This window comes from Enterobacter cloacae complex sp. P13B (assembly GCF_014895915.1).
GTDB classification, from domain to species: domain Bacteria; phylum Pseudomonadota; class Gammaproteobacteria; order Enterobacterales; family Enterobacteriaceae; genus Enterobacter; species Enterobacter bugandensis.
This window is the reverse complement of the sequence record NZ_JADBQN010000047.1, coordinates 1-25,672: the sequence shown is the minus strand read 5'-3', so window position 1 is coordinate 25,672 and position 25,672 is coordinate 1. Positions and strand designations below refer to the sequence as shown.

At 55.2% G+C, this 25,672-nt stretch carries 28 protein-coding genes; 18 read left to right on the top strand and 10 right to left on the bottom strand.

Annotation, left to right across the window (positions count from 1 at the left end; translation table 11 throughout):
* Nucleotides 1–38 precede the first annotated feature (38 nt).
* The 3 genes from nirD to tsgA form a co-directional block, all read right to left on the bottom strand.
* Nucleotides 39–365 (bottom strand): nitrite reductase small subunit NirD, encoded by a 327-nt coding sequence (gene nirD, locus IM273_RS18840; RefSeq protein WP_028014654.1) that lies wholly within the window; start codon nt 363–365, stop codon nt 39–41.
* Entirely contained in the window at nt 362–2,905 is a 2,544-nt protein-coding gene (gene nirB / locus IM273_RS18835) for a nitrite reductase large subunit NirB (RefSeq protein ID WP_028014653.1), read from the bottom strand. Before nirB ends, nirD begins: the two co-directional genes overlap by 4 nt.
* A gap of 259 nt (nt 2,906–3,164) precedes the next feature.
* The gene (gene tsgA / locus IM273_RS18830) at nt 3,165–4,349 is read right to left on the bottom strand and encodes an MFS transporter TsgA (RefSeq protein ID WP_059357229.1); all 1,185 of its coding nucleotides are present in this window, start codon (nt 4,347–4,349) and stop codon (nt 3,165–3,167) included.
* A gap of 278 nt (nt 4,350–4,627) precedes the next feature.
* Between tsgA and ppiA the strand changes: the two genes are divergently transcribed.
* The 4 genes from ppiA (at nt 4,628) to IM273_RS18810 (ending at nt 7,791) form a co-directional block, all read left to right on the top strand.
* Entirely contained in the window at nt 4,628–5,200 is a 573-nt protein-coding gene (ppiA, locus tag IM273_RS18825; protein WP_193050628.1) for a peptidylprolyl isomerase A, read from the top strand.
* Between the two features lie 105 nt (nt 5,201–5,305).
* Nucleotides 5,306–5,890, top strand: coding sequence for a putative adenosine monophosphate-protein transferase Fic (locus IM273_RS18820; protein ID WP_059357228.1), 585 nt, complete (start codon nt 5,306–5,308; stop codon nt 5,888–5,890).
* Nucleotides 5,891–5,920: 30 nt separating this feature from the next.
* Nucleotides 5,921–6,484, top strand: a complete 564-nt coding sequence (gene pabA, locus IM273_RS18815) for an aminodeoxychorismate synthase component 2 (protein ID WP_028014649.1) — start codon at nt 5,921–5,923, stop codon at nt 6,482–6,484.
* Between the two features lie 86 nt (nt 6,485–6,570).
* Nucleotides 6,571–7,791 (top strand): aspartate aminotransferase family protein, encoded by a 1,221-nt coding sequence (locus tag IM273_RS18810; RefSeq protein ID WP_193050626.1) that lies wholly within the window; start codon nt 6,571–6,573, stop codon nt 7,789–7,791.
* On the opposite strand, the gene IM273_RS18805 is transcribed toward IM273_RS18810, so the two are convergent.
* Together IM273_RS18805 and crp are read right to left on the bottom strand one after the other, a co-directional pair.
* Nucleotides 7,788–9,875 carry a YccS/YhfK family putative transporter gene (locus IM273_RS18805; protein WP_193050700.1) on the bottom strand — a complete coding sequence of 696 codons (2,088 nt, stop codon included), beginning with the start codon at nt 9,873–9,875 and terminating at the stop codon, nt 7,788–7,790. The genes IM273_RS18810 and IM273_RS18805 overlap by 4 nt on opposite strands.
* A 57-nt stretch (nt 9,876–9,932) precedes the next feature.
* The gene (gene crp / locus IM273_RS18800) at nt 9,933–10,565 is read right to left on the bottom strand and encodes a cAMP-activated global transcriptional regulator CRP (RefSeq protein ID WP_000242758.1); all 633 of its coding nucleotides are present in this window, start codon (nt 10,563–10,565) and stop codon (nt 9,933–9,935) included.
* 311 nt (nt 10,566–10,876) lie between these two features.
* Between crp and IM273_RS18795 the strand changes: the two genes are divergently transcribed.
* Entirely contained in the window at nt 10,877–11,281 is a 405-nt protein-coding gene (locus tag IM273_RS18795) for an OsmC family protein (protein WP_008503018.1), read from the top strand.
* 66 nt (nt 11,282–11,347) lie between these two features.
* On the opposite strand, the gene IM273_RS18790 is transcribed toward IM273_RS18795, so the two are convergent.
* The 4 genes from IM273_RS18790 to IM273_RS18775 all read right to left on the bottom strand — a co-directional run bounded on the left by IM273_RS18790 (nt 11,348) and on the right by IM273_RS18775 (nt 15,501).
* A complete protein-coding gene (locus IM273_RS18790) occupies nt 11,348–12,217 on the bottom strand; it encodes a phosphoribulokinase (protein WP_028014646.1) in 870 nt (289 codons plus the stop codon).
* A 30-nt stretch (nt 12,218–12,247) separates the two neighbouring features.
* Nucleotides 12,248–12,466 carry a YheU family protein gene (locus tag IM273_RS18785; RefSeq protein WP_013099053.1) on the bottom strand — a complete coding sequence of 73 codons (219 nt, stop codon included), beginning with the start codon at nt 12,464–12,466 and terminating at the stop codon, nt 12,248–12,250.
* Nucleotides 12,463–13,485 (bottom strand): hydrolase, encoded by a 1,023-nt coding sequence (locus IM273_RS18780; RefSeq protein WP_063438499.1) that lies wholly within the window; start codon nt 13,483–13,485, stop codon nt 12,463–12,465. Before IM273_RS18780 ends, IM273_RS18785 begins: the two co-directional genes overlap by 4 nt.
* A gap of 111 nt (nt 13,486–13,596) precedes the next feature.
* The gene (locus IM273_RS18775) at nt 13,597–15,501 is read right to left on the bottom strand and encodes an ABC transporter ATP-binding protein (RefSeq protein ID WP_193050624.1); all 1,905 of its coding nucleotides are present in this window, start codon (nt 15,499–15,501) and stop codon (nt 13,597–13,599) included.
* A 132-nt stretch (nt 15,502–15,633) separates the two neighbouring features.
* Here IM273_RS18775 and kefG point away from each other — a divergent pair, with 132 nt between their 5' ends.
* From kefG to slyD, 4 genes are all read left to right on the top strand, one after another.
* Nucleotides 15,634–16,185, top strand: coding sequence for a glutathione-regulated potassium-efflux system ancillary protein KefG (gene kefG / locus IM273_RS18770; protein WP_006812200.1), 552 nt, complete (start codon nt 15,634–15,636; stop codon nt 16,183–16,185).
* Nucleotides 16,185–17,990: a glutathione-regulated potassium-efflux system protein KefB gene (kefB, locus tag IM273_RS18765; protein WP_028014643.1), complete on the top strand. Its 1,806-nt coding sequence runs from the start codon at nt 16,185–16,187 to the stop codon at nt 17,988–17,990. Before kefG ends, kefB begins: the two co-directional genes overlap by 1 nt.
* Nucleotides 17,991–18,003: 13 nt before the next feature.
* On the top strand, nt 18,004–18,204 hold the full coding sequence (locus IM273_RS18760) for a YheV family putative zinc ribbon protein (RefSeq protein WP_003861689.1): 201 nt from the start codon (nt 18,004–18,006) through the stop codon (nt 18,202–18,204).
* A gap of 94 nt (nt 18,205–18,298) precedes the next feature.
* The gene (gene slyD, locus IM273_RS18755; protein WP_003861691.1) at nt 18,299–18,889 is read left to right on the top strand and encodes a peptidylprolyl isomerase; all 591 of its coding nucleotides are present in this window, start codon (nt 18,299–18,301) and stop codon (nt 18,887–18,889) included.
* Between the two features lie 51 nt (nt 18,890–18,940).
* Here slyD and IM273_RS18750 read toward each other — a convergent pair whose 3' ends face one another.
* The gene (locus IM273_RS18750) at nt 18,941–19,159 is read right to left on the bottom strand and encodes a protein SlyX (protein WP_028014642.1); all 219 of its coding nucleotides are present in this window, start codon (nt 19,157–19,159) and stop codon (nt 18,941–18,943) included.
* Between the two features lie 238 nt (nt 19,160–19,397).
* Here IM273_RS18750 and fkpA point away from each other — a divergent pair, with 238 nt between their 5' ends.
* The 9 genes from fkpA to IM273_RS18705 form a co-directional block, all read left to right on the top strand.
* Nucleotides 19,398–20,219, top strand: a complete 822-nt coding sequence (fkpA, locus tag IM273_RS18745) for an FKBP-type peptidyl-prolyl cis-trans isomerase (protein ID WP_023331457.1) — start codon at nt 19,398–19,400, stop codon at nt 20,217–20,219.
* A 165-nt stretch (nt 20,220–20,384) separates the two neighbouring features.
* Nucleotides 20,385–21,107: a transcriptional regulator gene (locus IM273_RS18740; RefSeq protein ID WP_014885489.1), complete on the top strand. Its 723-nt coding sequence runs from the start codon at nt 20,385–20,387 to the stop codon at nt 21,105–21,107.
* Nucleotides 21,107–21,493, top strand: a complete 387-nt coding sequence (tusD, locus tag IM273_RS18735) for a sulfurtransferase complex subunit TusD (protein WP_063438500.1) — start codon at nt 21,107–21,109, stop codon at nt 21,491–21,493. The genes IM273_RS18740 and tusD overlap by 1 nt, the downstream gene beginning before the upstream one ends.
* Nucleotides 21,493–21,852, top strand: coding sequence for a sulfurtransferase complex subunit TusC (gene tusC, locus IM273_RS18730; protein ID WP_028014639.1), 360 nt, complete (start codon nt 21,493–21,495; stop codon nt 21,850–21,852). The genes tusD and tusC overlap by 1 nt, the downstream gene beginning before the upstream one ends.
* A 7-nt stretch (nt 21,853–21,859) precedes the next feature.
* Entirely contained in the window at nt 21,860–22,147 is a 288-nt protein-coding gene (gene tusB, locus IM273_RS18725; protein WP_041911943.1) for a sulfurtransferase complex subunit TusB, read from the top strand.
* Between the two features lie 124 nt (nt 22,148–22,271).
* Nucleotides 22,272–22,646 carry a 30S ribosomal protein S12 gene (rpsL, locus tag IM273_RS18720; RefSeq protein ID WP_000246815.1) on the top strand — a complete coding sequence of 125 codons (375 nt, stop codon included), beginning with the start codon at nt 22,272–22,274 and terminating at the stop codon, nt 22,644–22,646.
* Between the two features lie 96 nt (nt 22,647–22,742).
* Entirely contained in the window at nt 22,743–23,213 is a 471-nt protein-coding gene (rpsG, locus tag IM273_RS18715) for a 30S ribosomal protein S7 (protein WP_003861706.1), read from the top strand.
* A gap of 96 nt (nt 23,214–23,309) precedes the next feature.
* Nucleotides 23,310–25,424: an elongation factor G gene (gene fusA, locus IM273_RS18710; RefSeq protein ID WP_028014637.1), complete on the top strand. Its 2,115-nt coding sequence runs from the start codon at nt 23,310–23,312 to the stop codon at nt 25,422–25,424.
* Nucleotides 25,425–25,493: 69 nt separating this feature from the next.
* The coding region (locus IM273_RS18705) for a GTP-binding protein (RefSeq protein ID WP_010287081.1) at nt 25,494–25,672 on the top strand (179 nt) is incomplete at its 3' end.

Genomic DNA, 25,672 nt, shown 5'->3' with positions numbered 1-25,672 from the left:
AAGGGGTCATAAGCCTTTCCTATTGGAAAGGCGGAGGGTTACGCTTTGAGCTGCACCTTGCCGTCCTTCACGCGGGCGTCGTAGTGCTTCACCGAGAAGCTTTCATCTTCCATGCAGTGCCCGTCGGTTAAGCGGAAACGCTGCTTTTTCAGCGGGCTGGCGACCCACAGCTCACCCTGGTGTTCAGCAATCAGACCGCGGGAGAGCACGCTGGCCTCAAAGAACGGATCGATATTGCTGATGGCAAAGACCTGTTCATCGTGGCGAGGGCGGAAAATAGCTACCTGCTCGTTACCCAGCAAAGCACAGACGCCGGTTGATGGCAGAATGTCGTTAATGTTGCAGATGTTTACCCACTGGCTCATGCGTTTTCCTCCACCAGCATCACCGGAATGCGTTCATACGGGGTTGCAGGACGATGCTGTTCGCGCTCCGGCACTACCTGCACGTTCGGGTCGCGCTGGGTGCTGTTGATAAAGTGTTTGAAGCGCGTCTGCGCCGCCGGGGTGTTGACGGTTTCGGTCCACTCGCAGATCACCGCCTCGCGCAGGCGAGCCATCTCGGATTCCAGCTGTTCGTTCAGACCCAGCTTGTCATCAATGATGACCGACTTCAGGTAGTCGATACCGCCTTCGAGATTATCCAGCCAGGAAGCGGTACGGGTCAGCTTATCGGCGGTACGGATGTAGAACATCATGAAGCGGTCGAGATACTGGATCAGCGTGTCGCGATCGAGATCCGCCGCCAGCAGGTCGGCGTGGCGTGGTTTCATCCCGCCATTGCCGCACACGTACAGGTTCCAGCCTTTCTCGGTGGCGATGATCCCTACGTCTTTACCCTGCGCTTCCGCACATTCACGGGTACAGCCGGAGACGCCGAACTTCATTTTGTGCGGGGTACGGATGCCTTTGTAGCGGTTTTCCAGCTCGACGCCGAATCCCACGCTGTCGCCCACGCCGTAGCGGCACCAGGTGCTGCCCACGCAGGTTTTCGCCATGCGCAGCGCTTTGGCATACGCGTGACCGGTTTCGAAGCCCGCTTCAATCAACTGACGCCAGATTTCCGGCAGGTCATCCTTCTGCGCGCCAAACAGGCCGATACGCTGGGAACCGGTGATTTTGGTGTACAGATTAAACTCACGTGCGATACGGCCCACGGCGACCAGCCCTTCCGGGGTGATTTCGCCACCGGCGGAACGCGGAATAACGGAGTAAGTACCGTCTTTCTGGATGTTCGCCAGGAAGTTATCGTTGGTGTCCTGCAGCGGCGTATGTTCTGGTTTGAGCACGTACTCATTCCAGCAGGACGCCAGCAGTGAGCCGACGGTCGGTTTACACACTTCACAGCCGTAACCCTGGCCGTGTTTCTCCAGCAGTTCGTCGAAGGACTTGATGCCTTCCACGCGGATCAGATGGTACAGCTCCTGGCGAGAGTAGGCGAAGTGCTCGCACAGGTTGTTGTTCACTTCGATGCCCTGTTTCGCCAGTTCAGCGTTCAGCACCTGAGTCACCAGTGGAATACAGCCGCCGCAGCCGGTACCGGCTTTGGTTTCGGCCTTCAGCGCCGCAACGGTGTGGCAGCCTTTGTTGATGGCGGAGATCAGCATGCCTTTGGTGACGTCGAAGCAGGAGCAAATCTGCGCGCTGTCCGGCAGTTTATCCACGCCGATAGATGGTTTACCGCTGGAGGCGTGCGCCGGCAGGATCAGCGCGTCCGGGTTTTCCGGCAGCTCAATGGCGTTCAGCACCAGCTGGAGCAGGTTACCGAAGTCGCTGGTATCGCCCACCAGCACTGCACCGAGCAGGGTTTTGTTGTCCTGGCTGACGATAAGGCGTTTATAGACCTCTTTGCTTTCGTCCAGATAGACGTAGCTGCGGGAGTTCGGGGTGCGGCCATGCGCATCGCCGATACCGCCTACGTCCACGCCCAGCAGCTTCAGCTTGGCGCTCATGTCTGCGCCGGTGAAGGCGTTTTCGCTGCCGAGGATATGGTCCACGGCGACCTGCGCCATTTTGTATCCTGGCGCCACCAGACCGTATACCCGGTTATTCCAGCTGGCGCACTCGCCGATGGCGTATATATCCGGATCGGAGGTCTGGCAGGTATCGTTAATCATGATCCCGCCGCGCTGGGCTACCGCCAGGCCGCACTGCGTGGCGAGCTTGTCGCGCGGACGAATACCGGTGGAGAAGACGATGAAGTCCACTTCCAGCTCGCTGCCGTCGGCAAAGCGCATGGTTTTACGCGCCTCTGTGCCTTCCTGCACGATCTCTTTGGTGTTCTTGCTGGTGTGAACCTTCACACCCATGCTTTCGATTTTACGACGCAGCTGGTCGCCGCCCATGTGGTCCAGCTGTTCCGCCATCAGCATCGGGGCAAATTCGATAACGTGGGTTTCAACGCCGAGGTTTTTCAGCGCGCCTGCTGCTTCCAGGCCCAGCAGGCCACCGCCAACAACCGCACCGCGTTTGCTTCGACGTGCGCAGGATTCAATGGCGTTGAGGTCTTCAATGGTACGGTAAACGAAGCAATCCTGGGTTTCCGACCCTTTAATCGGCGGGATCCACGGATACGAGCCAGTCGCCATGATCAGCTTATCGTAAAAAACCGTACGCCCGGCGCTGGAGTGGATCACTTTCTCCTGACGGTTGATGGTGATAGCGCGTTCGCCCACCAGCACTTTTACGCCATGCTTCTCGTAGAACCCTTCGCGCACCAGAGAGAGCTCTTCGGCGGTATGGTGAGAGAAGTAGGAAGACAAGTGCACACGGTCGTACGCCTTGCGGGGTTCTTCACAGAACACGGTAATATCGAACTGGTCAGCATCGGCTTTATCGAGAAGATCCTCAATAAAGCGGTGGCCGACCATGCCGTTACCGATGATAGCGAGTCTGACTTTGCTCATTTTTGCCTCGATTTCTTTTCTATTACTGCCTACCTTAACGATTCAGCAGGGGCACTTATTGATGCAAATCAAATACGCCTTCACCTACCCCTTAGTGGGTATATGTATGATTTGTCAGGTTTTTTATAAGTAACGGATATTGTTTGATTTTTGTGCTTGCTTGTTTTTCGCACAAATTTGAGGGGTTTATTACGAATCGGTAGTCAGAGCGGGTAAGCAGGTTAAAACCCCTTTGCAGAACGCAAAGGGGTTTTGACGATTAGTGGGTAGTCGTTGCCGTATTGTGCTGGCGGTGACGGGTCACGAAGCCCAGAATGAAACACATGATAAACACCACGGCATACAGACCGTTAGCGGTGTGCAGCGCGGCCAGCGGGCCGCTGTGCGCCACAATCGGGCCCGTGACCACGAAGGTCAGCATGGTGCCGATGGTGCCGCAGGTCAGCACGAAGTTCACCAGCTTTGGCGAAGCCACTTTGGTCTGCAGGGAGCCCAGGGTGATGATTGAGGTGTAAATCGCGCTGGAGAAGAAGCCCAGGGTCAGGATGAACCATGGCATATGCTCCGGGGCACCGTTGATGAACAGATACATCAGCACGGTCGCCAGACCCGCCAGGGCGGTCAGAATACGTTGCAGGTCGAAGAAGCGCAGGATAAAGCTAAAGGCCCACATGCCGAACATGTAAGACATCCAGAAATCGCTCACCAGTTTGCCCGCGTCGTTCAGGCTCATGCCCAGACCTTTAGCGTATTCAGGTACCCACGAGATAAAGCCCAACTGACCGAGGATGTAGCACAGGGCGGCAATGGAGAGGAACAGCACGCCGATACCCCATTTTTCTTTCGCCACCGGTTCTGAGGTGGTCTGCGCTTTTTTGCCCAGCACCGGGAAGTCACAGCCGAAGGTCAGAATGAAGATCGCGACATAGACCAGACCGATACAGGCGTATACCCAGTACCATTCAATACTGCGCGCGAGCAGATACGCGGCGACCATCGGGAAAATCATCCCGGCCATGCTGAAGAAGGAGTCGGTAAACAGCAGGCGCGCGCCGCGCTGGCGGCCTTCATACATGTGCGTAATAAGGAACGTACCGATCGACATCGTGATCCCGCTGACCAGGCCCAGCACGAACATGGCGGCGGAGAACAGGGCGATGCTGTGGCTCAACATCAGGCCCGCCACGGCGGCAACCATCAGCACGAAGCCGAAGCGCAGCTGGGTTTTCAGCGGGACGATTTCCATCAGCCAGGCATTCAGGAAGATTGAGATCAGGATCCCCGCGTTGAGGAAGGTGAAGGTGTTACTCATGCTGGAAACGGGCAGCTGGAAGTAGTCTGCGATATTTCCCATCACCATCCCGGTGACGATCACCAACGCGCCGGTCAGGGCGTAGGAGAAGAAGCTTATCCATGTGAGCTTGATGCGATTGCTGTTAGTCATGTCTGGCCTGTTCAGAAAAAGAAAAGCGCCGGGAGGGCGCTGAGAGCGGGCAGATTTTAGTCGCTAAAGTGATCTATTCCTATCTTTTAAGGGAAATGAATATGCCATTGCAGGTTTTAGTGTGATCTAAGTCACACTAAATGGCGGTATAACCAATCGTTTGCGCAGTAATAATTGTTTCAATTTCGTAAAATTAGGTAAAAGGCTGGTCTCGGTTCATACTGCTCTTTAGAATCAAGCCATTCGCTTTTTATACTGCGCTTTGTTAAGGAATTCTCATGCTCAAATCAACACTGGCGGCTGGCGCAGCTGTGTTTGCTCTTTCTGCCGTTTCCCCTGCTGCGCTGGCAGCCAAAGGGGACCCTCACGTTCTGCTGACCACCTCTGCCGGGAACATTGAGCTGGAACTGAATAGCCAGAAAGCTCCGGTTTCTGTGAAAAACTTCCTCGACTATGTGAACAGTGGTTTCTATAACAACACCACCTTCCACCGCGTGATCCCTGGCTTCATGATTCAGGGCGGCGGCTTCAACGAGCAGATGCAGCAGAAACAGCCTAACCCACCCATCAAAAACGAAGCGGACAACGGCCTGCTGAACAAGCGCGGCACCATCTCCATGGCGCGCACGGCGGATAAAGACAGCGCCACCAGCCAGTTCTTCCTCAACGTGGCGGATAACGCTTTCCTCGACCACGGCCAGCGCGACTTCGGCTATGCGGTCTTCGGTAAAATTGTGAAAGGGATGGACGTGGCGGACAAAATCTCTCAGGTTCAGACCCACGATGTCGGTCCATACCAGAATGTGCCGTCTAAACCTGTCGTTATCATCTCTGCAAAAGTTCTGCCGTAATCCTCTTTGGCACGGGCGATCCTCGCCCGTGTTGTGACCCCTCCCTGCGAAAGCGCGTTTTGCTGCTTATACTTGTGGCAAACGGACTATTCAGGGAGGCGTTAAGTGAAAAAACTCACCGATAAGCAAAAATCCCGTCTCTGGGAGCAACAGCGTAACGTCAATTTTCAGGCCAGTTGTCTACTTGAAAAAGGTAATGGTCCTTCAGAGCCCGGCATTGAGACGCTGGAGCTTGGGCCTTCAGCGCCCGGGCTACCGCATCTGTGCCTCATTCATCGCCATCTGTATCACAGAGAGATGAAGCAGGCAGGCGAATTCCGTACCGACGATATTTTTAAGGGTGACATTCCCTTCTGCCATTTTGAGTACATCGAGACGATGGGTAACGAACTGATGGCAGCGCTGGAAAGTGATAAGTATCTTGTGGGTCTTGATAAAGCGGCGTTTGTTGAAAAAGTGAGCCATTACTACTGTGAAATCAACATGCTGCATCCCTTTATGCGCGGTAATGGCATTGCTCAGCGCGTCTTCTTTGAGCAGCTGGCCATCCACGCGAATTACGCGCTGGACTGGCGGGATATTGATCCCGAGCAGTGGGTGGCGGCGAACCGAAGCGGTGCCACGGGCGATTTGACCGCGCTGAGCGCTATCTTTGCCAAAGTAGTGAGCGAAGCGCGGGAATCTGAGTAGAATAGGGCGGCATTTTTTTCGGGAGCCGCCATGATTCTGCTGATTGATAACTACGATTCCTTCACCTGGAACCTTTACCAGTATTTTTGTGAACTGGGTGCAGAGGTGGTTGTCCGCCGCAACGACGAACTTAGCCTGTCTGATATTGAGACGCTGGCTCCGCAGAAAATCGTCATTTCGCCGGGACCGTGTACGCCGTCGGAATCGGGCATTTCTCTGGAGGTTATTCACCACTATGCCGGCAGGCTGCCGATCCTGGGCGTCTGTCTCGGTCATCAGGCGATTGCCCAGGCATTTGGGGCTACCATCGTGCGTGCCGCGAAAGTGATGCACGGCAAAACCTCGCCGGTCACCCACACCGGCACGGGCGTATTCACAGGGCTCAATAACCCGCTAACCGTGACGCGCTACCATTCGCTGGTGATTGACCCACCGACGCTGCCCGACTGCTTTGACGTGACCGCCTGGAGCGATACGCAGGAGATCATGGGGATTCGCCACCGCGAGTGGGATCTCGAAGGCGTCCAGTTCCACCCTGAAAGTATCCTCAGCGAGCAGGGGCACGCCCTGCTGGCAAATTTCCTCAATCGCTGAATATCTGTTGCCTTGTTGTGAGTTTTTATGCATATTTTGTGATTATATTTTCACAATGAATGTGACATAAAATGGATGGGCATGACATGGCAACTGAACAACCAGCAATTACCCGCGCGACATTCGATGAAGTTATTCTGCCGATTTATGCACCGGCTGAATTTATCCCGGTGAAGGGGAAAGGCAGCCGCGTCTGGGATCAGCAGGGCAAGGAGTATGTGGATTTCGCGGGCGGTATTGCGGTCACGGCGCTGGGCCACTGCCATCCTGCGCTGGTGGACGCGCTGAAAACCCAGGGCGAAACCCTGTGGCACACCAGCAACGTGTTCACCAACGAACCTGCGCTGCGCCTGGGCCGCAAGATCATTGATGCCACGTTTGCCGAGCGCGTGCTGTTTATGAACTCCGGCACCGAAGCTAACGAAACCGCCTTTAAGCTGGCGCGCTACTACGCCACCACGCGCCACAGCCCGTACAAAACTAAAATCATCGCCTTCCATAACGCCTTCCACGGACGCTCTTTCTTTACCGTCTCCGTTGGCGGCCAGCCGAAGTATTCCGACGGCTTCGGTCCGAAACCAGCCGACATTATCCACGTGCCGTTTAACGATCTGCACGCGGTGAAAGCGGTGATGGACGACCACACCTGCGCGGTGGTGGTGGAGCCGATTCAGGGCGAAGGGGGCGTGACCGCGGCAACCCAGAAATTCCTGAAAGGGCTGCGCGAACTGTGCGACGAACATCAGGCGCTACTGGTGTTTGATGAAGTGCAGTGCGGGATGGGGCGTACCGGAGAGCTGTTTGCCTACATGCACTACGGCGTGACGCCGGATATTCTGACCAGCGCGAAAGCGCTCGGCGGCGGTTTTCCGGTGAGTGCGGTACTGACGACGCAGGAGATTGCCTCTGCGTTCCACGTCGGGTCTCACGGCTCGACCTATGGCGGTAACCCGCTGGCGAGCGCCGTGGCAGGTGCCGCGTTCGACATCATCAACACGCCAGAGGTGCTGAACGGCGTTAGCGCGAAGCGCGAGCTGTTTGTGCAGCATCTTCAGCAGATTAACAATAAGTACGACGTCTTCAGCGAGATCCGCGGCATGGGGCTGCTGATTGGTGCGGAACTTAAGCCGCAGTACAAAGGCCGCGCGCGCGATTTCCTGCACGCAGCCGCCCACGAAGGGGTGATGGTGCTAAATGCCGGCCCGGACGTGATGCGCTTTGCGCCGTCGCTGGTGGTGGAAGAGAAAGATATTGAAGACGGGTTAACCCGCTTTGCCGCGGCGGTCGAGAAGATCGTAAAAGGCTAATACTCGGTTCGCTTTAACCGCCGGGTTAACCAAATGCCGTGATGCGGGCGCTGACGCCATGCCACCGACGAAATGGTGTGCATGGTGTTCAGATGCCCGAGAATACGCTGCAAATGCTGCTCCAGGGTGCTCATCGGGCCGTGGGTCAGCGTCTCCGGTGCCTCCAGAATGTTCGAATCCCCCGACTCACCCGGCGCGTCATACTCCAGACGCTGCTGACACCGCTGCAACGCAATTTCACACGACTGCAAATAGCGCTGCGCCAGATCCGGCGTCAGCATGGTGTGCTCGCGCGCCAGCGTGGTCATGGCGTTAATGTGCTCGACGATAAACTGGCTGTGCGTGACCCACAGCTTCATATCGGCAAGATAGTGTGAGTTAAAGCCCGGCTCCTGCATCGCCTGGTTGAGCGAGTTAAACAGGGCGTTGTGCGCCTGGTTGACCTTCATCCGCTGATACGCCAGGGGGGAAGGCTGCGGATCGTCGCTCAGGATCAGTCGAATGGCCTGCTGATCGGCCTCCAGCGCGTCGTGGGCGTTCTGCCTCAGCAGCCCGCTCTGCCACTGCGGCCAGAGCCAGACCATGCCGCCGAAGGCGATCAGGCAGCCAATCAGCGTGTCGATCAGGCGGGCAACGATGAACTGTTCGCCGTTAAGCGTCAGCAACTGCAGGGTATATACCGCCGTCACCGTAAAGCCCACCATCGCCCAGCCGTAGTTTTTGCGAATGATTAGATAGCTTACCAGGGTGATCGCCAGCATGCCCGCCAGGGTATAGCCTTCGGGCACGTGAAAATGCAGCGTCACGCCCGCAATAATCAGCCCCGCCATCGTGCCGCCTGCCCGGTGCAGAATGCGCACCCGCGTGGCGCCATAGCCGTTCTGGGTAACAAACAGCACGGTCATTAAGATCCAGTACGGTTTCGGCAGGTGGAGCGCCATGCCCATCAGGCTGGCGATACTGAGCATGACGCTAATCCTTGCAGCGTTGCGCAGAGCGGAAGATTTCAGAGACAGGTAGCTTCTCAGCGCCGGCAGCAGCGGCAGACGTTTCTGTTTATCCGCCATCAGGTCACGGGAATAAAGCGGGCGCTGGGTGCGCAGCACGCGGGCGATGCGGCTGAAGTGCCAGGCGGCAAACTGGCCGACCGGGTTATCCGGGTGCTGACGGGCGATTTTCTCCAGCGCGCCGAGCTGTTTGTCCATGTTAAAGCGCGTGGGGTAGCGGTGGTAGAGAATATCATCGGCCAGCATCCGCAGGCGCGCGGAGACGGTCTGCGCGTTCCAGCGGATCACCGCTTCGGCATGGCTGCGCTCAACCAGCTTTTGCACCTCCTGCGGGTGGTGAAGGCTAACGGAGATATGCTCCTGAAGATCCAGCCCCACCTGAAAGGTGCGCAACAGCCGTTTATATTCGTGGTTCTTGTTGGCGGCGAGCATATGCAGCTGCTGATAGCACTGGCTTATCAGATCTACCACCTTTTGCTGGCGCGTCAGCAGCGGCGGTAAGGATTTTTCCGGATCCGTATGCTGGGTGAGCAGGGTGTATTTGGCTTCACAGTAATCCGCAAGCTGCACGTAGAGCAGGCTCAGAGATTCGCGCAGCGGCTGCTCCCGCCACAGCCAGAACCAGAACCAGTTAAACAGCCCGTACCACAGCGTGCCGAGGGCGTAGATCAGCAGCGGCTCCCACACGGGCATATTACCGGCGAGGCTCAGGGTGAAGATGGCCGCAATGAGTGACGCGGGAAGCAGACGGGCATGGAGCGAGCTGATTTCGGCGGTGACGCCGAGGGTCATCGCCAGCACGGTCAGGATCAGCGGCAGGGGAATATCACGAGCCAGCAGAAGCTGCACCGCGAGGCTACAGCCAGCAAACAGCGAGCCGCCAATTATCAGACGTTTGAAAAAGCGTTTATGGGGCGTGTCCAGACCGGCAATGTTGCAGCAGGCGGGGACGAGAGAAAACAGCAGGCCCTGCTGAAGATGTCCCAGGATCAGGCCCACGGCCACGGGAAGACACAGCACCAGCGTTTGTCGTAGTGCGTAGTTAACTTCCGGGTGATAGATCAGCCTGCGCCACATGGGGAATAGAGACAAAAACGGCGTGACACCTTGCGATGGCACGCCGTTTAGGCAGGATTAACGGGTTCCGTAAACCACGATGGTTTTACCGTGGGCGGAGATCAGGTTTTGATCTTCCAGCATTTTCAGAATACGGCCCACCGTTTCGCGGGAGCAACCGACGATCTGACCGATTTCCTGACGGGTAATTTTAATTTGCATGCCGTCCGGGTGGGTCATCGCGTCTGGCTGTTTCGCCAGGTTCAGCAGAGTCTGCGCGATACGGCCAGTCACGTCCAGGAAGGCGAGGTTACCCACTTTCTCTGACGTCACCTGCAGACGGCGCGCCATCTGGGAAGAAAGACGCATCAGGATGTCAGGGTTTACCTGAATCAGCTGACGGAATTTCTTATAAGAAATTTCAGCCACTTCACATGCTGTCTTTGCGCGAACCCAGGCGCTACGTTCCTGGCCTTCTTCAAACAGGCCCAGTTCACCGATAAAATCGCCCTGGTTCAGATAGGAAAGGATCATCTCTTTGCCTTCCTCATCTTTGATCAGCACTGCCACCGAGCCTTTGACGATGTAATACAACGTTTCCGCTTTTTCACCCTGGTGAATCAGCGTGCTCTTCGATGGGTACTTATGAATGTGGCAATGAGACAAGAACCATTCGAGAGTCGGGTCTGTTTGCGGTTTGCCAAGCACCATGCGCTGTTATCCTCTGTTATAAGCTGTCACCAGAGTCATCAGATGCATCCGGACTCTGGGGTTGCAATCGAATTCTTACCCATACCCTGGGAAGTCGGCTGTCGTAACGTTTCGCAGCCAGTAAAGTTTGATGTCCTCTGCATACATGTGTAACGTCAATGTATTACTGTAGCATCCTGAGTGTTTTAGCATAGCTTTTGCCGCGTGTCTCCTGGTGTCTCGCTTCAGCATGATGCAGGTCGCCTTCCATTGCGAGAAATGTAACGCACGCGTAATCTGTCACCAAAAATGCAACGTTGGAGTTAATGAATATGCAAGCGCGCGTGAAGTGGGTTGAAGGTTTAACGTTCCTGGGCGAGTCCGCATCAGGACACCAAATTTTGATGGATGGTAACTCCGGCGATAAAGCTCCAAGCCCAATGGAAATGGTGCTGATGGCGGCAGGCGGATGCAGCGCGATTGATGTGGTGTCGATTCTGCAAAAAGGCCGTCATGACGTGACGGATTGCGAGGTTAAACTCACCTCAGAGCGTCGCGAAGAGGCGCCACGCCTGTTCACCCACATTAATCTGCACTTTGTTGTCACCGGGAAAGAACTGAAAGACGCGGCGGTCTCACGCGCGGTGGATCTCTCTGCGGAGAAATACTGCTCTGTGGCGTTAATGCTGGAGAAAGCGGTAAAAATCACCCATTCGTATGAAGTGATCGAGGCTTAATTATTGGGGCATCGTGCGTGTTGATGCCCTCACCCTAACCCTCTCCCACGGGGAGAGGGAACATGTTCACGCGATCTGCTTCCCTTCCATCAGTCGCTCCACCAGCGGCGTCATGATCAGCTCCATTGCCAGCCCCATTTTTCCACCGGGAACCACTAACGTATTCATGTGGGAAATAAACGAGCCCTGCAGCATCGCCAGCAGCCAGGGGTAATCAATGCCTTCAAGATTGCGGAAGTGGATCACCACAAAGCTCTCATCCAGCGACGGGATGCTTTTCGCCGCGAACGGATTGGAAGTGTCCACCGTCGGCACGCGCTGGAAGTTAATGTGCGTGCGGGAGAACTGCGGCGTGAGATAGTTGATGTAATCTTCCATGGAGCGCACCACCGAGTCCATTACCGCCTCGCGCGAATGGCCGCGCTCGCTCATGTCGCGCGTCAGCTTCTGGATCCACTCCAGGTTAACGATCGGCACCACCCCGACCAGCAGATCCACATGGCGCGCCACGTCGTGCTGAGGTGTGACAACGCCGCCGTGCAATCCTTCATAAAACAGCACGTCGGTGGGTTCCGGCAGCGGTTGCCAGGGGGTAAAGGTGCCCGGCACCTGATTCCAGGGTACGGCTTCGTCGTAGGTGTGCAGATACTTACGGGACTGCCCGGTACCGCTCTGACCGTATTCGCGGAAGGTTTGCTCCAGCAGGCCGAAATCATTGGCTTCCGGGCCAAAGTAGCTGATGTGTTTACCCAAATCGCGTGCCTTGCGGATCGCCATGTCCATCTCAGGCCGCGTATAGCGGTGAAAGCTGTCGCCTTCGACCTCCGCAGAACGGAGATTCAGCTGGGCGAAAATCTTGCGAAAAGCGAGGCTGGTGGTGGTGGTTCCCGCACCACTCGACCCCGTAACGGCAATAATGGGATGTCTGGCAGACATAGCAACTCCCTGACGGAAAAGGTTGGAAGATCAGCCGTGAAACGCGTTGCGGGGCATGATATTGACCGTCTCATGCAGTTCTGACCACACCAGCACCACGTCGCCGCTTTTCAGCTGGCGTTTTACATCGTTGACCTTTTGCTCAAGCGAACGCTCATGTTCACCATAATCGGTGCCTTCGCGTAATACAAAGCTTTCAATCAGATTATCGAGCGTTTCGGGAGCCAGATCCTGCCAGGGAATGATCATTTTGCACCATCCAGATAAGGAGTCAGCCAGTCAGGAATGCGCGCTTCCAGCCACATTTTCGGCCTGCGCAGCGTGCCGCCGATGAACCCCACGTGGCCACCATGTTCGGTCAGCTGGTAGTGAACGTTGTCAGGCAGGAATTCCTGCGCGGGAATAGAGTGATGATCCATGAACGGGTCATCTTTGGCGTGAATAATCAGCGTCGGCTGCGTGATTTTGCTGAGCAGCGGCATGGCGCTGCACTGTCGGTAATAGTCGATAGCATCGGCGAAGCCGTGAATTTTGGCGGTGATCAGATCGTCGAATTCGCGGATGCAGCGTACCTTTTTCAGCTGGCGCAGGCTTACCGGCAGGGTATCCGGATAGGCTTTCAGCTTTCGCGCCGCGTTGGCTTTCAGCAGGTTGAGCAGATAGCGCTGATAGACGCGAGAAAAGCCTTTTTCCATGTGGTAGCTGCACTGCTCCAGCATAAACGGTGCGGAGACAATCACTGCCGCATTCAGCGGTACGCTTTCGCCCTCTTTGGCCAGCAGACAGGCGAGCATATTACCGCCCAGCGAGTAGCCCACGGCGGCCGTTGGCGCGGTGCCATAATTTTCCCGCAGCCAGTGCAGAAACCACGTGCCATCTTCGGTTTCACCCGAGTGATAAATGCGTTTCTGACGATTCGGCTCGCCGCTACAGCCGCGAAAATGCATCACCACGCCGAGCCAGCCGCGCGCTTTGGCGGCCTCAATTAACCCATGCGCATACGGACTGTGCAGGCTGCCTTCTAAACCGTGAAAAACCACCAGACGCGGCTTATGAAGAGCCTGTTCCGGCGCTTCGCTCCAGGCGAGATCCAGAAAATCACCGTCCGGCAGATCGAGCCGTTGCCAGTGCGGAGTGAACTGGACCTTGCGGCGGATCAGCCGCGGCAGCATGGTCTGCAAATGGCAGTTGGTCACGCCGCGCATGGGCACGAACTCGGTGCTGTCTTCGGCTGTAATGTCGAAGTCTGATGGAATGATTTGGGTCATAAGGACGATGCTGATTCTTGTCAGAAATTCACTATACCTTCCGAATTGTACCCCGTTTAGCCTGGATTTCCGAACCAGAGATAGATTCCGTTCGCACAACGGGGTAAAAATTCAGTCTGCCTGCAGCATCGCTTCCAGCTGTTCCTGGGCATCCAGCCATGCCATTTCGCACTCTTCGAGGCTGGATTTGGCTTTCGCCTGTGTTTGCAGACAATCCGTTAGCTCCGCTTTACGGCTCTGATCGTACAGGTCGCTGTCGCCCAGCTTCTCTTCGACGTCGGCAAGCGTGGCGTTGAGCTTTTCCATCTCTTTTTCAAGACGGGCAATCTCTTTACGCAGCGGCTGGGTCTGGGTGCGCAGTTCCGCTTCGCGGCGCTTCTGGTCTTTACGCGACTGTGCGCTGTTGACGTTGTCTTTCGCTGACTCTTCCGGCTGGTTTTCCTGCTTTTGTACGTCCGTCAGCCACTGCTGGTAGTCTTCAAGATCGCCGTCGAACGGTTCGACTTTGCCGCCGTGTACCAGGTAGAGATCGTCGGTGGTGGAGCGGATCAGGTGGCGATCGTGCGACACGACAACCAGTGCGCCTTCGAACTCAATCAGCGCTTCGGTCAGCGCCTGACGCATGTCGAGATCCAGGTGGTTGGTCGGTTCATCGAGCAGCAGCAGGTTGGGTCTCTGCCAGACGATCAGCGCCAGCACCAGACGGGCTTTTTCGCCGCCGGAGAAACGCTCGGTGTTTTCGGTCACCTTATCGCCCTGGAAGCCGAAGCCGCCGAGGTAGTCGCGCAGCTTCTGCTCCATCTCCTGCGGCGCAAGACGCGCCAGATGCTGAATCGGGGATTCATCCGCGCGTAAAAATTCCAGCTGATGCTGGGCGAAATAGCCAAGCTTAATGCCCTTCGCCAGGCCGATTTCACCGCTGGTTGGGTTAAGCTCGCCCGCGAGCAGCTTAATTAACGTTGATTTACCGGCGCCGTTGCGCCCCAGCAGGCCAATGCGCGAACCCGGCACCAGGTTAAGCTTGATAGAGTCGAGGATGATGCGATCCCCATAACCCGCGCTGACCTTTTCCATCTTCAGAAGCGGGTTCGGCAGGCTTTCCGGCGCGCGGAAGCTGAAGTGGAACGGGTTATCCACGTGTGCCGGGGCGATCATCTCCATGCGTTCCAGCATTTTAATGCGGCTCTGGGCCTGCTTGGCTTTTGACGCTTTAGCTTTGAAGCGATCCACGAAGCTCTGCAGGTGCGCCACGCGCTGCTGTTGGCTTTCATACATCGACTGCTGCTGGGCAAGGCGCGTCGCGCGCTGGCGCTCAAAGGAGCTGTAGTTGCCGGTGTACTCGAACATGGTTTGCTGTTCGATATGAATGATTTTATCCACCACCGGGTCGAGGAAGTCGCGGTCGTGGGAGATGAGAATCAGAGTGCCCTGATAGCTCTTGAGCCACTTCTCGAGCCAAATAACCGCATCGAGATCGAGGTGGTTGGTCGGTTCATCGAGCAGGAGCAGGTCTGAGCGGCAGATCAGCGCCTGCGCCAGGTTGAGGCGCATGCGCCAGCCGCCGGAGAAGTCGCTTACCGGGCGTTCAAGCTGTTCATTGCTGAAGCCCAGGCCGTGCAGCAGGCTGGAGGCGCGGGAGCGAATGGTCCACGCGTCGATGGCGTCCAGCTTGCCGTGAACGGTAGCGATGGCGTGACCGTCGTTGCGCTCGTTGGCCGCGTTAAGTTCCGCTTCGAGCTTACGGTACTCGCGATCGCCGTCGATAACATAGTCGAGTGCCGGTTCGCTCAGGGCTGGCGTCTCCTGGTTTACCCACGCGAGCTGCCAGTTCCCCGGGAAGGTAAAGTTACCGCCATCCGCGCTAATCTCGTTTTTCAGCAGCGCCAGCAGGGTGGATTTACCGCAGCCGTTTTTGCCGACCAGACCCACTTTCTGGCCCGGGTTGATGGTAGCAGTGGCGTTATCCAGCAGGACGCGCACGCCGCGACGAATTTGTAACGAGGAGAAAACAATCATAGAAGCGCCGTATGTTCCGACTATGTTAATTTGTCATTATGATAATGTAAGGTGTGGGCCATTTTCCCCACCGGGCCGCCATGGTAGCCCAAAACGACAACAATACACAAAAACAGAACCGGGAGGGGAGTGATGTCTCAGACAGCGAAAGTGCTGCTGCTGTATGCCCATCCGGAATCTCAGGACTCGGTGGCGAACCGGGTGCTGCTTAAGCCGGCCACACAGCTCAGTAACGTCACGGTGCACGATCTCTACGCGCACTATCCTGATTTTTTTATCGATATTCCTTACGAGCAGGAACTGCTGCGTCAGCATGACGTGATTGTATTTCAGCATCCGCTCTATACCTACAGCTGTCCGGCGCTGCTGAAAGAGTGGCTGGACCGCGTGCTGAGCCGGGGCTTTTCCAGCGGGGTGGGGGGCAACCAGCTGGCGGGAAAGTACTGGCGCAGCGTGATCACCACCGGTGAACCCGAAAGCGCTTACCGTCACGACGGGCTGAACCGCTATCCCATGAGCGACATCCTGAGGCCATTCGAGCTGACGGCGGCCATGTGCCGCATGCACTGGATGAGCCCGATTATTGTTTACTGGGCACGGCGTCAGGACCCGAAAGCGCTGGCAAGCCACGCCAGAGCCTACGGTGAATGGCTGGCATCACCGATTCCGGCAGGAGGTCGTTAATGGAAGGATCGAATTTACTCCTCGCCGGGGTGCTGTTTTTATTTGCCGCCGTCGTCGCGGTGCCGCTTGCCGCCCGTATCGGCATCGGGGCGGTGCTGGGGTATTTACTCGCGGGGATCGCCATTGGCCCATGGGGACTGGGTTTCATCAGCGACGTGGATGAAATTCTCCACTTCTCGGAGCTCGGCGTGGTGTTCCTGATGTTCATCATCGGCCTCGAACTGAACCCCTCGAAGCTGTGGCAGCTTCGACGCTCTATCTTTGGCGTGGGCGCCGCGCAGGTGCTGTTTAGCGCCGCGATTCTGGCTGGCCTGTTAATGCTGACCAACTTTTCCTGGCAGGCGGCGGTGATTGGCGGGATTGGTCTCGCAATGTCGTCGACGGCGATGGCGCTGCAGCTGATGCGCGACAAGGGGATGAACCGCAATGAGGCCGGACAGCTGGGCTTTTCGGTGCTGCTGTTCCAGGATTTAGCGGTGATCCCGGCGCTGGCGCTGGTGCCGCTGCTGGCAGGCTCGGGCGACGATCACTTCGACTGGGCAAAAATTTCCATGAAGGTGCTGGCCTTTGCGGGCATGCTGATTGGCGGACGTTTCCTGTTACGTCCGGTGTTCCGCTTTATTGCCGCCTCGGGCGTGCGCGAGGTGTTTACCGCCGCGACGCTGCTGCTGGTGCTCGGCTCGGCGCTGTTTATGGACGCGCTGGGGCTGTCGATGGCGCTGGGCACCTTTATTGCCGGCGTGCTGCTGGCGGAGAGTGAATATCGGCACGAACTGGAAATTGCCATCGATCCCTTCAAAGGGCTGCTGTTAGGCCTGTTCTTTATTTCGGTGGGAATGGCGCTCAATCTTGGCGTGCTTTATACCCATCTGCTCTGGGTTGCGGTGAGTGTTGCGATCCTGGTGGCGGTGAAAATGCTGGTGCTGTACGTCATGGCGCGTATCTATGGGTTGCGCAGTTCGGAACGCATGCAGTTTGCCAGCGTGTTGAGCCAGGGTGGCGAGTTTGCGTTTGTGCTGTTCTCCACCGCCTCCTCCCAGAAGCTGTTTAAAGATGACCAGATGGCGCTGCTGCTGGTGACGGTAACGCTGTCGATGATGACCACGCCTCTGCTGATGAAGATGGTGGATAAACTCCTGTCGCGCCGCCTGAATCCGGCAGACGATGAAGATGAAGCGCCGTGGGTAGAAGACGATAAGCCGCAGGTGATCGTCGTGGGCTTCGGCCGCTTCGGGCAGGTGATTGGCCGCCTGTTGATGGCGAACAAAATGCGCATTACGGTGCTGGAGCGCGATATCAGCGCGGTCAACCTGATGCGCAAATATGGCTACAAGGTCTATTACGGCGATGCCACTCAGCTTGAGCTTCTGCGCTCGGCCGGGGCGGAAGCCGCGGAGTCTATCGTCATCACCTGCAACGATCCGGAAGATACAATGAAGCTGGTGGAGCTATGTCAGCAGCACTTCCCGCACCTCAATATTCTGGCGCGTGCCCGGGGGCGTGTTGAAGCTCACGAATTGTTGCAGGCAGGTGTGAAACACTTCTCCCGTGAGACGTTCTCCAGTGCGCTGGAACTGGGGCGCAAGGCGTTAATCTCCCTGGGGATGCATCCTCACCAGGCGCAGCGCGCCCAGATGCACTTCCGCCGGCTGGATATGCGCATGCTGCGCGAATTAATGCCTGTACATAGCGATACGGCGCAGATCTCCCGCGTGCGGGAAGCGCGGCGCGAGCTGGAGGAGATCTTTCAGCGAGAGATGCAACAGGAACGACGCCAGCTCGACGGCTGGGATGAATTTGAATAAAGGGTAACGAAAGATGGCTGTACGTAAACGCTTTATCGCGGGTGCAAAGTGCCCGTCTTGCCAGGCTCAAGACACGCTGGCCATGTGGCGCGAAAATAATATTGATATAGTTGAGTGCGTTAAGTGCGGTCACCAGATGCGTGAGGCCGACAAAGAAGCACGCGATCACGTTCGCAAAGAAGAGCAAGTGATCGGCATTTTTCATCCAGACTAGCGATATGCTCTGAGTTTTTTTAAGCTTAAGGGTACACGGGTGCAGATTTCCGCTACAATCTGCGCCAGCAATTTTCCCACGCTCAGGAGATATCATGAAAGTAGCAAAAGACCTGGTGGTCAGCCTGGCCTATCAGGTACGTACAGAAGACGGTGTGTTGGTTGATGAGTCTCCGGTGAGTGCGCCGCTGGACTACCTGCATGGTCACGGTTCCCTGATTTCCGGCCTGGAAACTGCGCTGGAAGGTCATGAAGTTGGCGATAAATTCGACGTTGCTGTAGGCGCGAACGACGCTTACGGTCAGTATGACGACAACCTGGTTCAGCGCGTTCCTAAAGACGTGTTCATGGGCGTTGACGAGCTGCAGGTTGGCATGCGCTTCCTGGCTGAAACTGACCAGGGTCCGGTTCCTGTTGAAATCACTGAAGTTGAAGACGACCACGTCGTGGTTGACGGCAACCACATGCTGGCTGGCCAGAACCTGAAGTTCAACGTAGAAGTTGTTGCGATCCGTGAAGCGACCGAAGAAGAGCTGGCTCATGGCCACGTTCACGGTGCGCATGGTCACGACCATGATCACGATCACGGCCACGACGGCTGCTGCGGTGGTCACGGCCACGACCATGGTCATGACCACGGCCACGGTAAAGGTGGTTGCGGCAACGGCGGCTGCGGTTGCCACTAATTCCGTCATGCGGAAAATAAAAAAGCGGGATAATCCCGCTTTTTTTACGCCTCAATAATGAGGTGGTGGCGTCTCTTCCGACTGAGAGGCAATATTTGACGGCTGCGTCGCCTTCAGCTTTTCCGTCAGCAGGCGCATATGATCCCGCAGTTTCGCCATTTCGAGTTCGTGCGCGGTCACGGTCTGGTTAAGCTCTTCGATGGTGATGTCCTGAAAAGCCAGGCGGCTTTCCAGCTCAGCCATTCTCGCTTCTATCATTGTGTCCTTCATCATTCACCTCGTTTATATCTGATACGCCATATTGGCCCAGCGGCGGCGCAGTTTAACTGAGTTTATCCTTAAGTGCAGTCTCTATCCCGTTGGCAAGAAACTTATTTAAACAAAAATAGTCTGAAAAGTGGCGAGAATTGGAAGTGTCTGTCTGTAGATTTCTTCCGCAACGTTTTATAGTACGTCACTCATTTACGTTTAACGCTGGGGTGAGAGTCCCCAGGCCCTGGAGATATGGATGAAATCACTGTTTAAAGTAACGCTGCTGGCGACGACGATGGCTGTTGCACTGAACGCGCCGCTGTCATTCGCTGCTGATACTGCTGCGAAGCCTGCTGCCACTGCAGACAGCAAAGCGGCGTTCAAAAATGACGACCAGAAATCCGCCTACGCACTGGGCGCATCTCTGGGCCGCTACATGGAAAACTCTCTGAAAGAACAAGAGAAACTGGGCATCAAACTGGACAAAGCCCAGCTGATCGCGGGTGTTCAGGACGCCTTTGCTGATAAGAGCAAACTGTCTGACCAGGAAATCGAACAGACTCTGCAGGCGTTCGAAGCGCGCGTGAAGGGTGCCGCTCAGACCAAGATGGAAGCGGACGCTAAAGACAACGAAGCGAAAGGCAAAGCCTACCGCGACACCTTTGCTAAAGAGAAGGGTGTGAAAACCTCTTCTACTGGTCTGGTGTACAAAGTTGAGAAAGAAGGTACCGGTGATGCGCCTAAAGACAGCGACACCGTTGTGGTGAACTACAAAGGTACGCTGATCGACGGTAAAGAGTTCGATAACTCTTACACCCGTGGTGAACCTCTTTCCTTCCGTCTTGACGGTGTGATCCCAGGCTGGACTGAAGGCCTGAAAAACATCAAAAAAGGCGGCAAAATCAAGCTGGTTATCCCACCGGATCTGGCCTATGGCAAAACTGGCGTTCCGGGTATCCCGGCTAACTCCACGCTGGTCTTCGACGTAGAGCTGCTGGACATCAAACCAGCGCCGAAAGCGGATGCGAAACCGGAAGCGCAGGCAGATCAGAAAGCTGCGACAGACGCTAAGAAGTAATGTGATGCAAACCGCCGCCTTTTAAGGCGGCGGTTTTTTATTGTGGGGCAGATATAATTAACACTGGAAAGCGTTAGGCACGCTGTATTAATTTAGTTGTCCGTGTAGATAATGAGCCTGCCCTGAAAACCTAACGACAGGCTCCTGAAAAGGAGTGTTTTTTTCATGTCCAGGTCGCTTTTAACCAACGAAACCAGTGAACTTGATTTGCTGGATCAACGTCCTTTTGACCAGACCGACTTCGATATTCTGAAATCCTATGAAGCGGTAGTGGACGGGTTAGCGATGCTCATTGGTTCCCACTGCGAAATCGTATTGCACTCCCTGCAAGATCTGAAGTGTTCCGCCATCCGCATTGCTAATGGTGAGCATACCGGCCGTAAAATTGGTTCGCCAATTACCGACCTTGCATTGCGTATGTTGCATGACATGACCGGCGCGGACAGCAGCGTCTCAAAATGTTATTTCACCCGCGCCAAAAGCGGCGTGCTGATGAAATCAGAAACCATCGCGATTCGAAATCGCGAGCATCGTGTGATTGGGCTGCTGTGCATCAACATGAACCTTGATGTGCCATTCTCGCAGATCATGAGCACCTTTATTCCGCCAGAAACGCCAGACGTTGGCTCTTCTGTTAACTTTGCCTCCTCCGTTGAAGATCTCGTCACGCAGACGCTTGAGTTCACCATTGAAGAGGTCAATGCTGACCGCAACGTATCGAACAACGCCAAGAATCGCCAGATCGTACTCAACCTCTACGAGAAAGGGATTTTCGACATTAAAGATGCCATCAACCAGGTGGCCGATCGTCTGAACATCTCCAAGCATACGGTTTACCTCTACATCCGTCAGTTCAAAAGCGGCGATTTCGTGGGGCAAGATAAGTAATGCGTTTTGCATTAATGGTGACGGGCCCGGCGTATGGGACTCAACAGGCCAGCAGCGCGCTGCAGTTTGCGCATGCGCTGCTGGCGGCCGGACACGAACTGGCGAGCGTCTTCTTCTATCGGGAAGGGGTGTATAACGCGAACCAGTTTACGTCGCCGGCGAGCGACGAGTTTGATCTGGTCCGCGCCTGGCAGGCGTTAAATGAAAAGCAGGGCGTTGAGCTGCATATCTGCGTGGCGGCGGCGCTGCGTCGCGGCGTGACGGATGCAGCCGAAGCCGAGCGCCTGGGGTTTTCAGGCGCTAACCTGCAGCCTGGTTTTTCGTTGAGTGGTCTGGGCGCATTGGCTCAGGCGGCGTTAACCTGCGACAGAGTGGTGCAATTCTGATGAAGCGTGTGGCATTTGTTTTTACTTCTGCGCCGCATGGCAGCACCTCTGGCCGCGAAGGCCTGGATGCGCTGCTTGCAACATCGGCGTTAACAGAAGATATCGGTGTCTTCTTTCTGGGGGACGGCGTGCTTCAGCTTCTGGCCGGCCAACAGCCGCAGGCCATTCTGGCGCGCGACTACATCGCCACCTTCAAAGTGCTGCCGCTTTACGATATCGAAACCTGCTATGTCTGTGCCGACTCTTTAACGGCGCGCGGTTTAAGCGATAAGACGCCTTTTGTGCTGGATGTGACGACCTTACCTGCCGCAGCACTGCGTGAACAACTATCCCACTACGACACCATTCTGACTTTCTGAGGCTTCCATGCTCCATATTCTCAGCCATTCACCATGGCAATGTGATATCGACACGCTGTTGAGCATGCTGCGCGAAGGTGACGATCTGCTGCTGATTCAGGATGGCGTGCTCGCTGCACTTGAAGGTGGACGTTTCGTTGAAATTCTCACGAACGCCCCCATAACGGTCTCTGCGCTGAAAGACGATCTGGATGCGCGGGGTCTTTCTGGTCAAATTTCAGCCAAAATTGACGTGGTTGGCTATACTGATTTCGTCAATCTTACTGTGACGCACGCCAGTCAAATGAACTGGTGATTTGAGATCGCTGTATATTTCTTGACACCTTTTCGACGTAGCCCTAAAATTTCGCGTCCTCATATTGTATGAGGTCGTTTTATTACGTGTTTACGAAGCAAAAGCTAAAACCAGGAGCTATTTAATGGCAACAGTTAACCAGCTGGTACGCAAACCACGTGCACGCAAAGTTGCAAAAAGCAACGTGCCTGCGCTGGAAGCCTGCCCGCAGAAACGTGGCGTATGTACTCGTGTATATACCACCACTCCTAAAAAACCAAACTCCGCACTGCGTAAAGTATGCCGTGTGCGTTTGACTAACGGTTTCGAAGTGACTTCCTACATCGGTGGTGAAGGTCACAACCTGCAGGAGCACTCCGTGATCCTGATCCGTGGCGGTCGTGTTAAAGACCTTCCGGGTGTTCGTTACCACACCGTTCGTGGTGCGCTGGACTGCTCAGGTGTTAAAGACCGTAAGCAGGCTCGCTCCAAGTACGGCGTGAAGCGTCCTAAGGCTTAATGGTTCTCCGTTAAGTAAGGCCAAACTGATTTATCTTAATGTCAAACTAAACTCGTAGAGTTTTGGACAATCCTGAATTAACAACGGAGTATTCCCATGCCACGTCGTCGCGTCATTGGTCAGCGTAAAATTCTTCCAGATCCGAAGTTCGGATCAGAACTGCTGGCAAAATTTGTAAATATCCTGATGGTAGATGGTAAAAAATCTACTGCAGAAGCAATCGTATACAGCGCGCTGGAGACCCTGGCTCAGCGTTCTGGTAAAAATGAACTGGAAGCTTTCGAAGTCGCTCTCGACAACGTTCGCCCAACTGTAGAAGTTAAGTCCCGCCGCGTTGGTGGTTCTACTTATCAGGTTCCAGTTGAAGTTCGTCCGGTTCGTCGTAATGCCCTGGCAATGCGTTGGATCGTTGAAGCTGCTCGTAAACGCGGTGATAAATCCATGGCTCTGCGTCTGGCGAACGAACTTTCTGATGCTGCAGAAAACAAAGGTACTGCAGTTAAGAAACGTGAAGACGTTCACCGTATGGCAGAAGCCAACAAGGCGTTCGCACACTACCGTTGGTAATCCCTTCGGAGTATTAGTCACCAGGCGGGCGCTTCAGAGAAGCTGCCCGCTCTGGGTAACTTAACTGAACGCCTAAAGAAACAAACGAGGAATCAAATGGCTCGTACAACACCCATCGCACGCTACCGTAACATCGGTATCAGTGCGCACATCGACGCCGGTAAGACCACTACTACCGAACGTATTCTGTTCTACACCGGTGTAAACCATAAAATCGGTGAAGTTCATGACGGCGCAGCCACCATGGACTGGATGGAACAGGAGCAGGAGCGTGGTATTACCATCACCTCCGCAGCGACTACTGCATTCTGGTCAGGTATGGCTAAGCAGTACGAACCGCATCGCGTAAACATCATCGACACCCCGGGCCACGTTGACTTCACCATCGAAGTAGAACGTTCCATGCGTGTTCTTGACGGCGCGGTAATGGTTTATTGCGCAGTTGGTGGTGTTCAGCCACAGTCTGAAACCGTATGGCGTCAGGCGAACAAATATAAAGTTCCACGCATCGCGTTCGTTAACAAAATGGACCGTATGGGTGCTAACTTCCTGAAAGTTGTTGGCCAGATCAAAACCCGTCTGGGCGCGAACCCTGTTCCGCTGCAGCTGGCAATTGGTGCTGAAGAAGGCTTCACCGGCGTTATCGACCTGGTGAAAATGAAAGCCATCAACTGGAACGATGCAGACCAGGGCGTTACCTTCGAATACGAAGATATCCCGGCTGAGATGCAGGACCTGGCTGACGAATGGCACCAGAACCTGATCGAATCCGCTGCTGAAGCTTCTGAAGAGCTGATGGAGAAATACCTGGGTGGTGAAGAACTGTCTGAAGAAGAGATCAAAAAAGCTCTGCGTCAGCGCGTTCTGAACAACGAAATCATCCTGGTAACCTGTGGTTCTGCGTTCAAGAACAAAGGTGTTCAGGCGATGCTGGATGCGGTAGTTGACTACCTGCCATCCCCGGTTGACGTTCCTGCGATCAACGGCATCCTGGACGACGGTAAAGATACTCCGGCTGAGCGTCACGCAAGTGATGACGAGCCGTTCTCTGCACTGGCGTTCAAAATTGCTACCGACCCATTCGTGGGTAACCTGACCTTCTTCCGCGTTTACTCTGGTGTGGTTAACTCTGGTGATACCATCCTGAACTCCGTGAAAGCGGCGCGTGAACGTTTTGGCCGTATCGTACAGATGCACGCTAACAAACGTGAAGAGATCAAAGAAGTTCGTGCGGGCGACATCGCTGCAGCTATCGGTCTGAAAGACGTGACCACTGGTGACACCCTGTGTGACCCGGATCACCCGATCATTCTGGAGCGTATGGAATTCCCTGAGCCGGTAATCTCCATCGCGGTTGAACCAAAAACCAAAGCTGACCAGGAAAAAATGGGTCTGGCTCTGGGCCGTCTGGCGAAAGAAGACCCATCATTCCGCGTATGGACTGATGAAGAATCTAACCAGACCATCATCGCTGGTATGGGTGAACTGCACCTGGACATCATCGTTGACCGTATGAAGCGTGAATTCAACGTTGAAGCGAACGTGGGTAAACCTCAGGTTGCTTACCGCGAAGCGATTCGCGCGAAAGTTACCGATGTTGAAGGTAAACACGCTAAGCAGTCTGGTGGTCGCGGTCAGTACGGTCACGTTGTGATCGACATGTACCCACTGGAGCCGGGCTCTAACCCGAAAGGTTACGAGTTCATCAACGACATCAAAGGTGGTGTAATTCCTGGCGAATACATCCCAGCCGTTGATAAAGGCATCCAGGAACAGCTGAAAGCGGGCCCTCTGGCTGGCTATCCGGTTGTTGACATGGGTATCCGTCTGCACTTCGGTTCTTACCACGACGTTGACTCCTCTGAACTGGCGTTTAAACTGGCTGCGTCTATTGCCTTTAAAGAAGGCTTTAAGAAAGCAAAACCAGTTCTGCTTGAGCCAATCATGAAGGTTGAAGTAGAAACTCCTGAAGAGAACACCGGTGACGTTATCGGTGACTTGAGCCGTCGTCGCGGTATGCTGCGTGGTCAGGAATCCGAAGTAACTGGCGTTAAGATCCACGCTGAAGTTCCGCTGTCTGAAATGTTCGGATATGCAACTCAGCTGCGTTCTCTGACCAAAGGTCGTGCATCATACACCATGGAATTCCTGAAGTATGATGATGCGCCTAACAACGTTGCTCAGGCCGTTATTGAAGCCCGTGGTAAGTAATCCACAGGATTAAAACCTAAGTCCCGTGCTCTCTCCAGAGGGGAGAGCACTATAGTAAGGAATATAGCCGTGTCTAAAGAAAAATTTGAACGTACAAAACCGCACGTCAACGTTGGTACTATCGGCCACGTTGACCATGGTAAAACTACCCTGACCGCTGCAATCACTACCGTTCTGGCTAAAACCTACGGTGGTTCTGCTCGTGCATTCGACCAGATCGATAACGCGCCAGAAGAAAAAGCTCGTGG

Coding starts and splice junctions, on each gene's coding strand:
- nirD (WP_028014654.1), bottom strand. CDS start 365: ATGAGCCAGTGGGTAAACATCTGCAACATTAACGACATTCTGCCATCA.
- nirB (WP_028014653.1), bottom strand. CDS start 2,905: ATGAGCAAAGTCAGACTCGCTATCATCGGTAACGGCATGGTCGGCCAC.
- tsgA (WP_059357229.1), bottom strand. CDS start 4,349: ATGACTAACAGCAATCGCATCAAGCTCACATGGATAAGCTTCTTCTCC.
- ppiA (WP_193050628.1), top strand. CDS start 4,628: ATGCTCAAATCAACACTGGCGGCTGGCGCAGCTGTGTTTGCTCTTTCT.
- pabA (WP_028014649.1), top strand. CDS start 5,921: ATGATTCTGCTGATTGATAACTACGATTCCTTCACCTGGAACCTTTAC.
- IM273_RS18810 (WP_193050626.1), top strand. CDS start 6,571: ATGGCAACTGAACAACCAGCAATTACCCGCGCGACATTCGATGAAGTT.
- IM273_RS18805 (WP_193050700.1), bottom strand. CDS start 9,875: ATGTGGCGCAGGCTGATCTATCACCCGGAAGTTAACTACGCACTACGA.
- crp (WP_000242758.1), bottom strand. CDS start 10,565: ATGGTGCTTGGCAAACCGCAAACAGACCCGACTCTCGAATGGTTCTTG.
- IM273_RS18795 (WP_008503018.1), top strand. CDS start 10,877: ATGCAAGCGCGCGTGAAGTGGGTTGAAGGTTTAACGTTCCTGGGCGAG.
- IM273_RS18790 (WP_028014646.1), bottom strand. CDS start 12,217: ATGTCTGCCAGACATCCCATTATTGCCGTTACGGGGTCGAGTGGTGCG.
- IM273_RS18785 (WP_013099053.1), bottom strand. CDS start 12,466: ATGATCATTCCCTGGCAGGATCTGGCTCCCGAAACGCTCGATAATCTG.
- IM273_RS18780 (WP_063438499.1), bottom strand. CDS start 13,485: ATGACCCAAATCATTCCATCAGACTTCGACATTACAGCCGAAGACAGC.
- IM273_RS18775 (WP_193050624.1), bottom strand. CDS start 15,501: ATGATTGTTTTCTCCTCGTTACAAATTCGTCGCGGCGTGCGCGTCCTG.
- kefG (WP_006812200.1), top strand. CDS start 15,634: ATGTCTCAGACAGCGAAAGTGCTGCTGCTGTATGCCCATCCGGAATCT.
- kefB (WP_028014643.1), top strand. CDS start 16,185: ATGGAAGGATCGAATTTACTCCTCGCCGGGGTGCTGTTTTTATTTGCC.
- IM273_RS18760 (WP_003861689.1), top strand. CDS start 18,004: ATGGCTGTACGTAAACGCTTTATCGCGGGTGCAAAGTGCCCGTCTTGC.
- slyD (WP_003861691.1), top strand. CDS start 18,299: ATGAAAGTAGCAAAAGACCTGGTGGTCAGCCTGGCCTATCAGGTACGT.
- IM273_RS18750 (WP_028014642.1), bottom strand. CDS start 19,159: ATGAAGGACACAATGATAGAAGCGAGAATGGCTGAGCTGGAAAGCCGC.
- fkpA (WP_023331457.1), top strand. CDS start 19,398: ATGAAATCACTGTTTAAAGTAACGCTGCTGGCGACGACGATGGCTGTT.
- IM273_RS18740 (WP_014885489.1), top strand. CDS start 20,385: ATGTCCAGGTCGCTTTTAACCAACGAAACCAGTGAACTTGATTTGCTG.
- tusD (WP_063438500.1), top strand. CDS start 21,107: ATGCGTTTTGCATTAATGGTGACGGGCCCGGCGTATGGGACTCAACAG.
- tusC (WP_028014639.1), top strand. CDS start 21,493: ATGAAGCGTGTGGCATTTGTTTTTACTTCTGCGCCGCATGGCAGCACC.
- tusB (WP_041911943.1), top strand. CDS start 21,860: ATGCTCCATATTCTCAGCCATTCACCATGGCAATGTGATATCGACACG.
- rpsL (WP_000246815.1), top strand. CDS start 22,272: ATGGCAACAGTTAACCAGCTGGTACGCAAACCACGTGCACGCAAAGTT.
- rpsG (WP_003861706.1), top strand. CDS start 22,743: ATGCCACGTCGTCGCGTCATTGGTCAGCGTAAAATTCTTCCAGATCCG.
- fusA (WP_028014637.1), top strand. CDS start 23,310: ATGGCTCGTACAACACCCATCGCACGCTACCGTAACATCGGTATCAGT.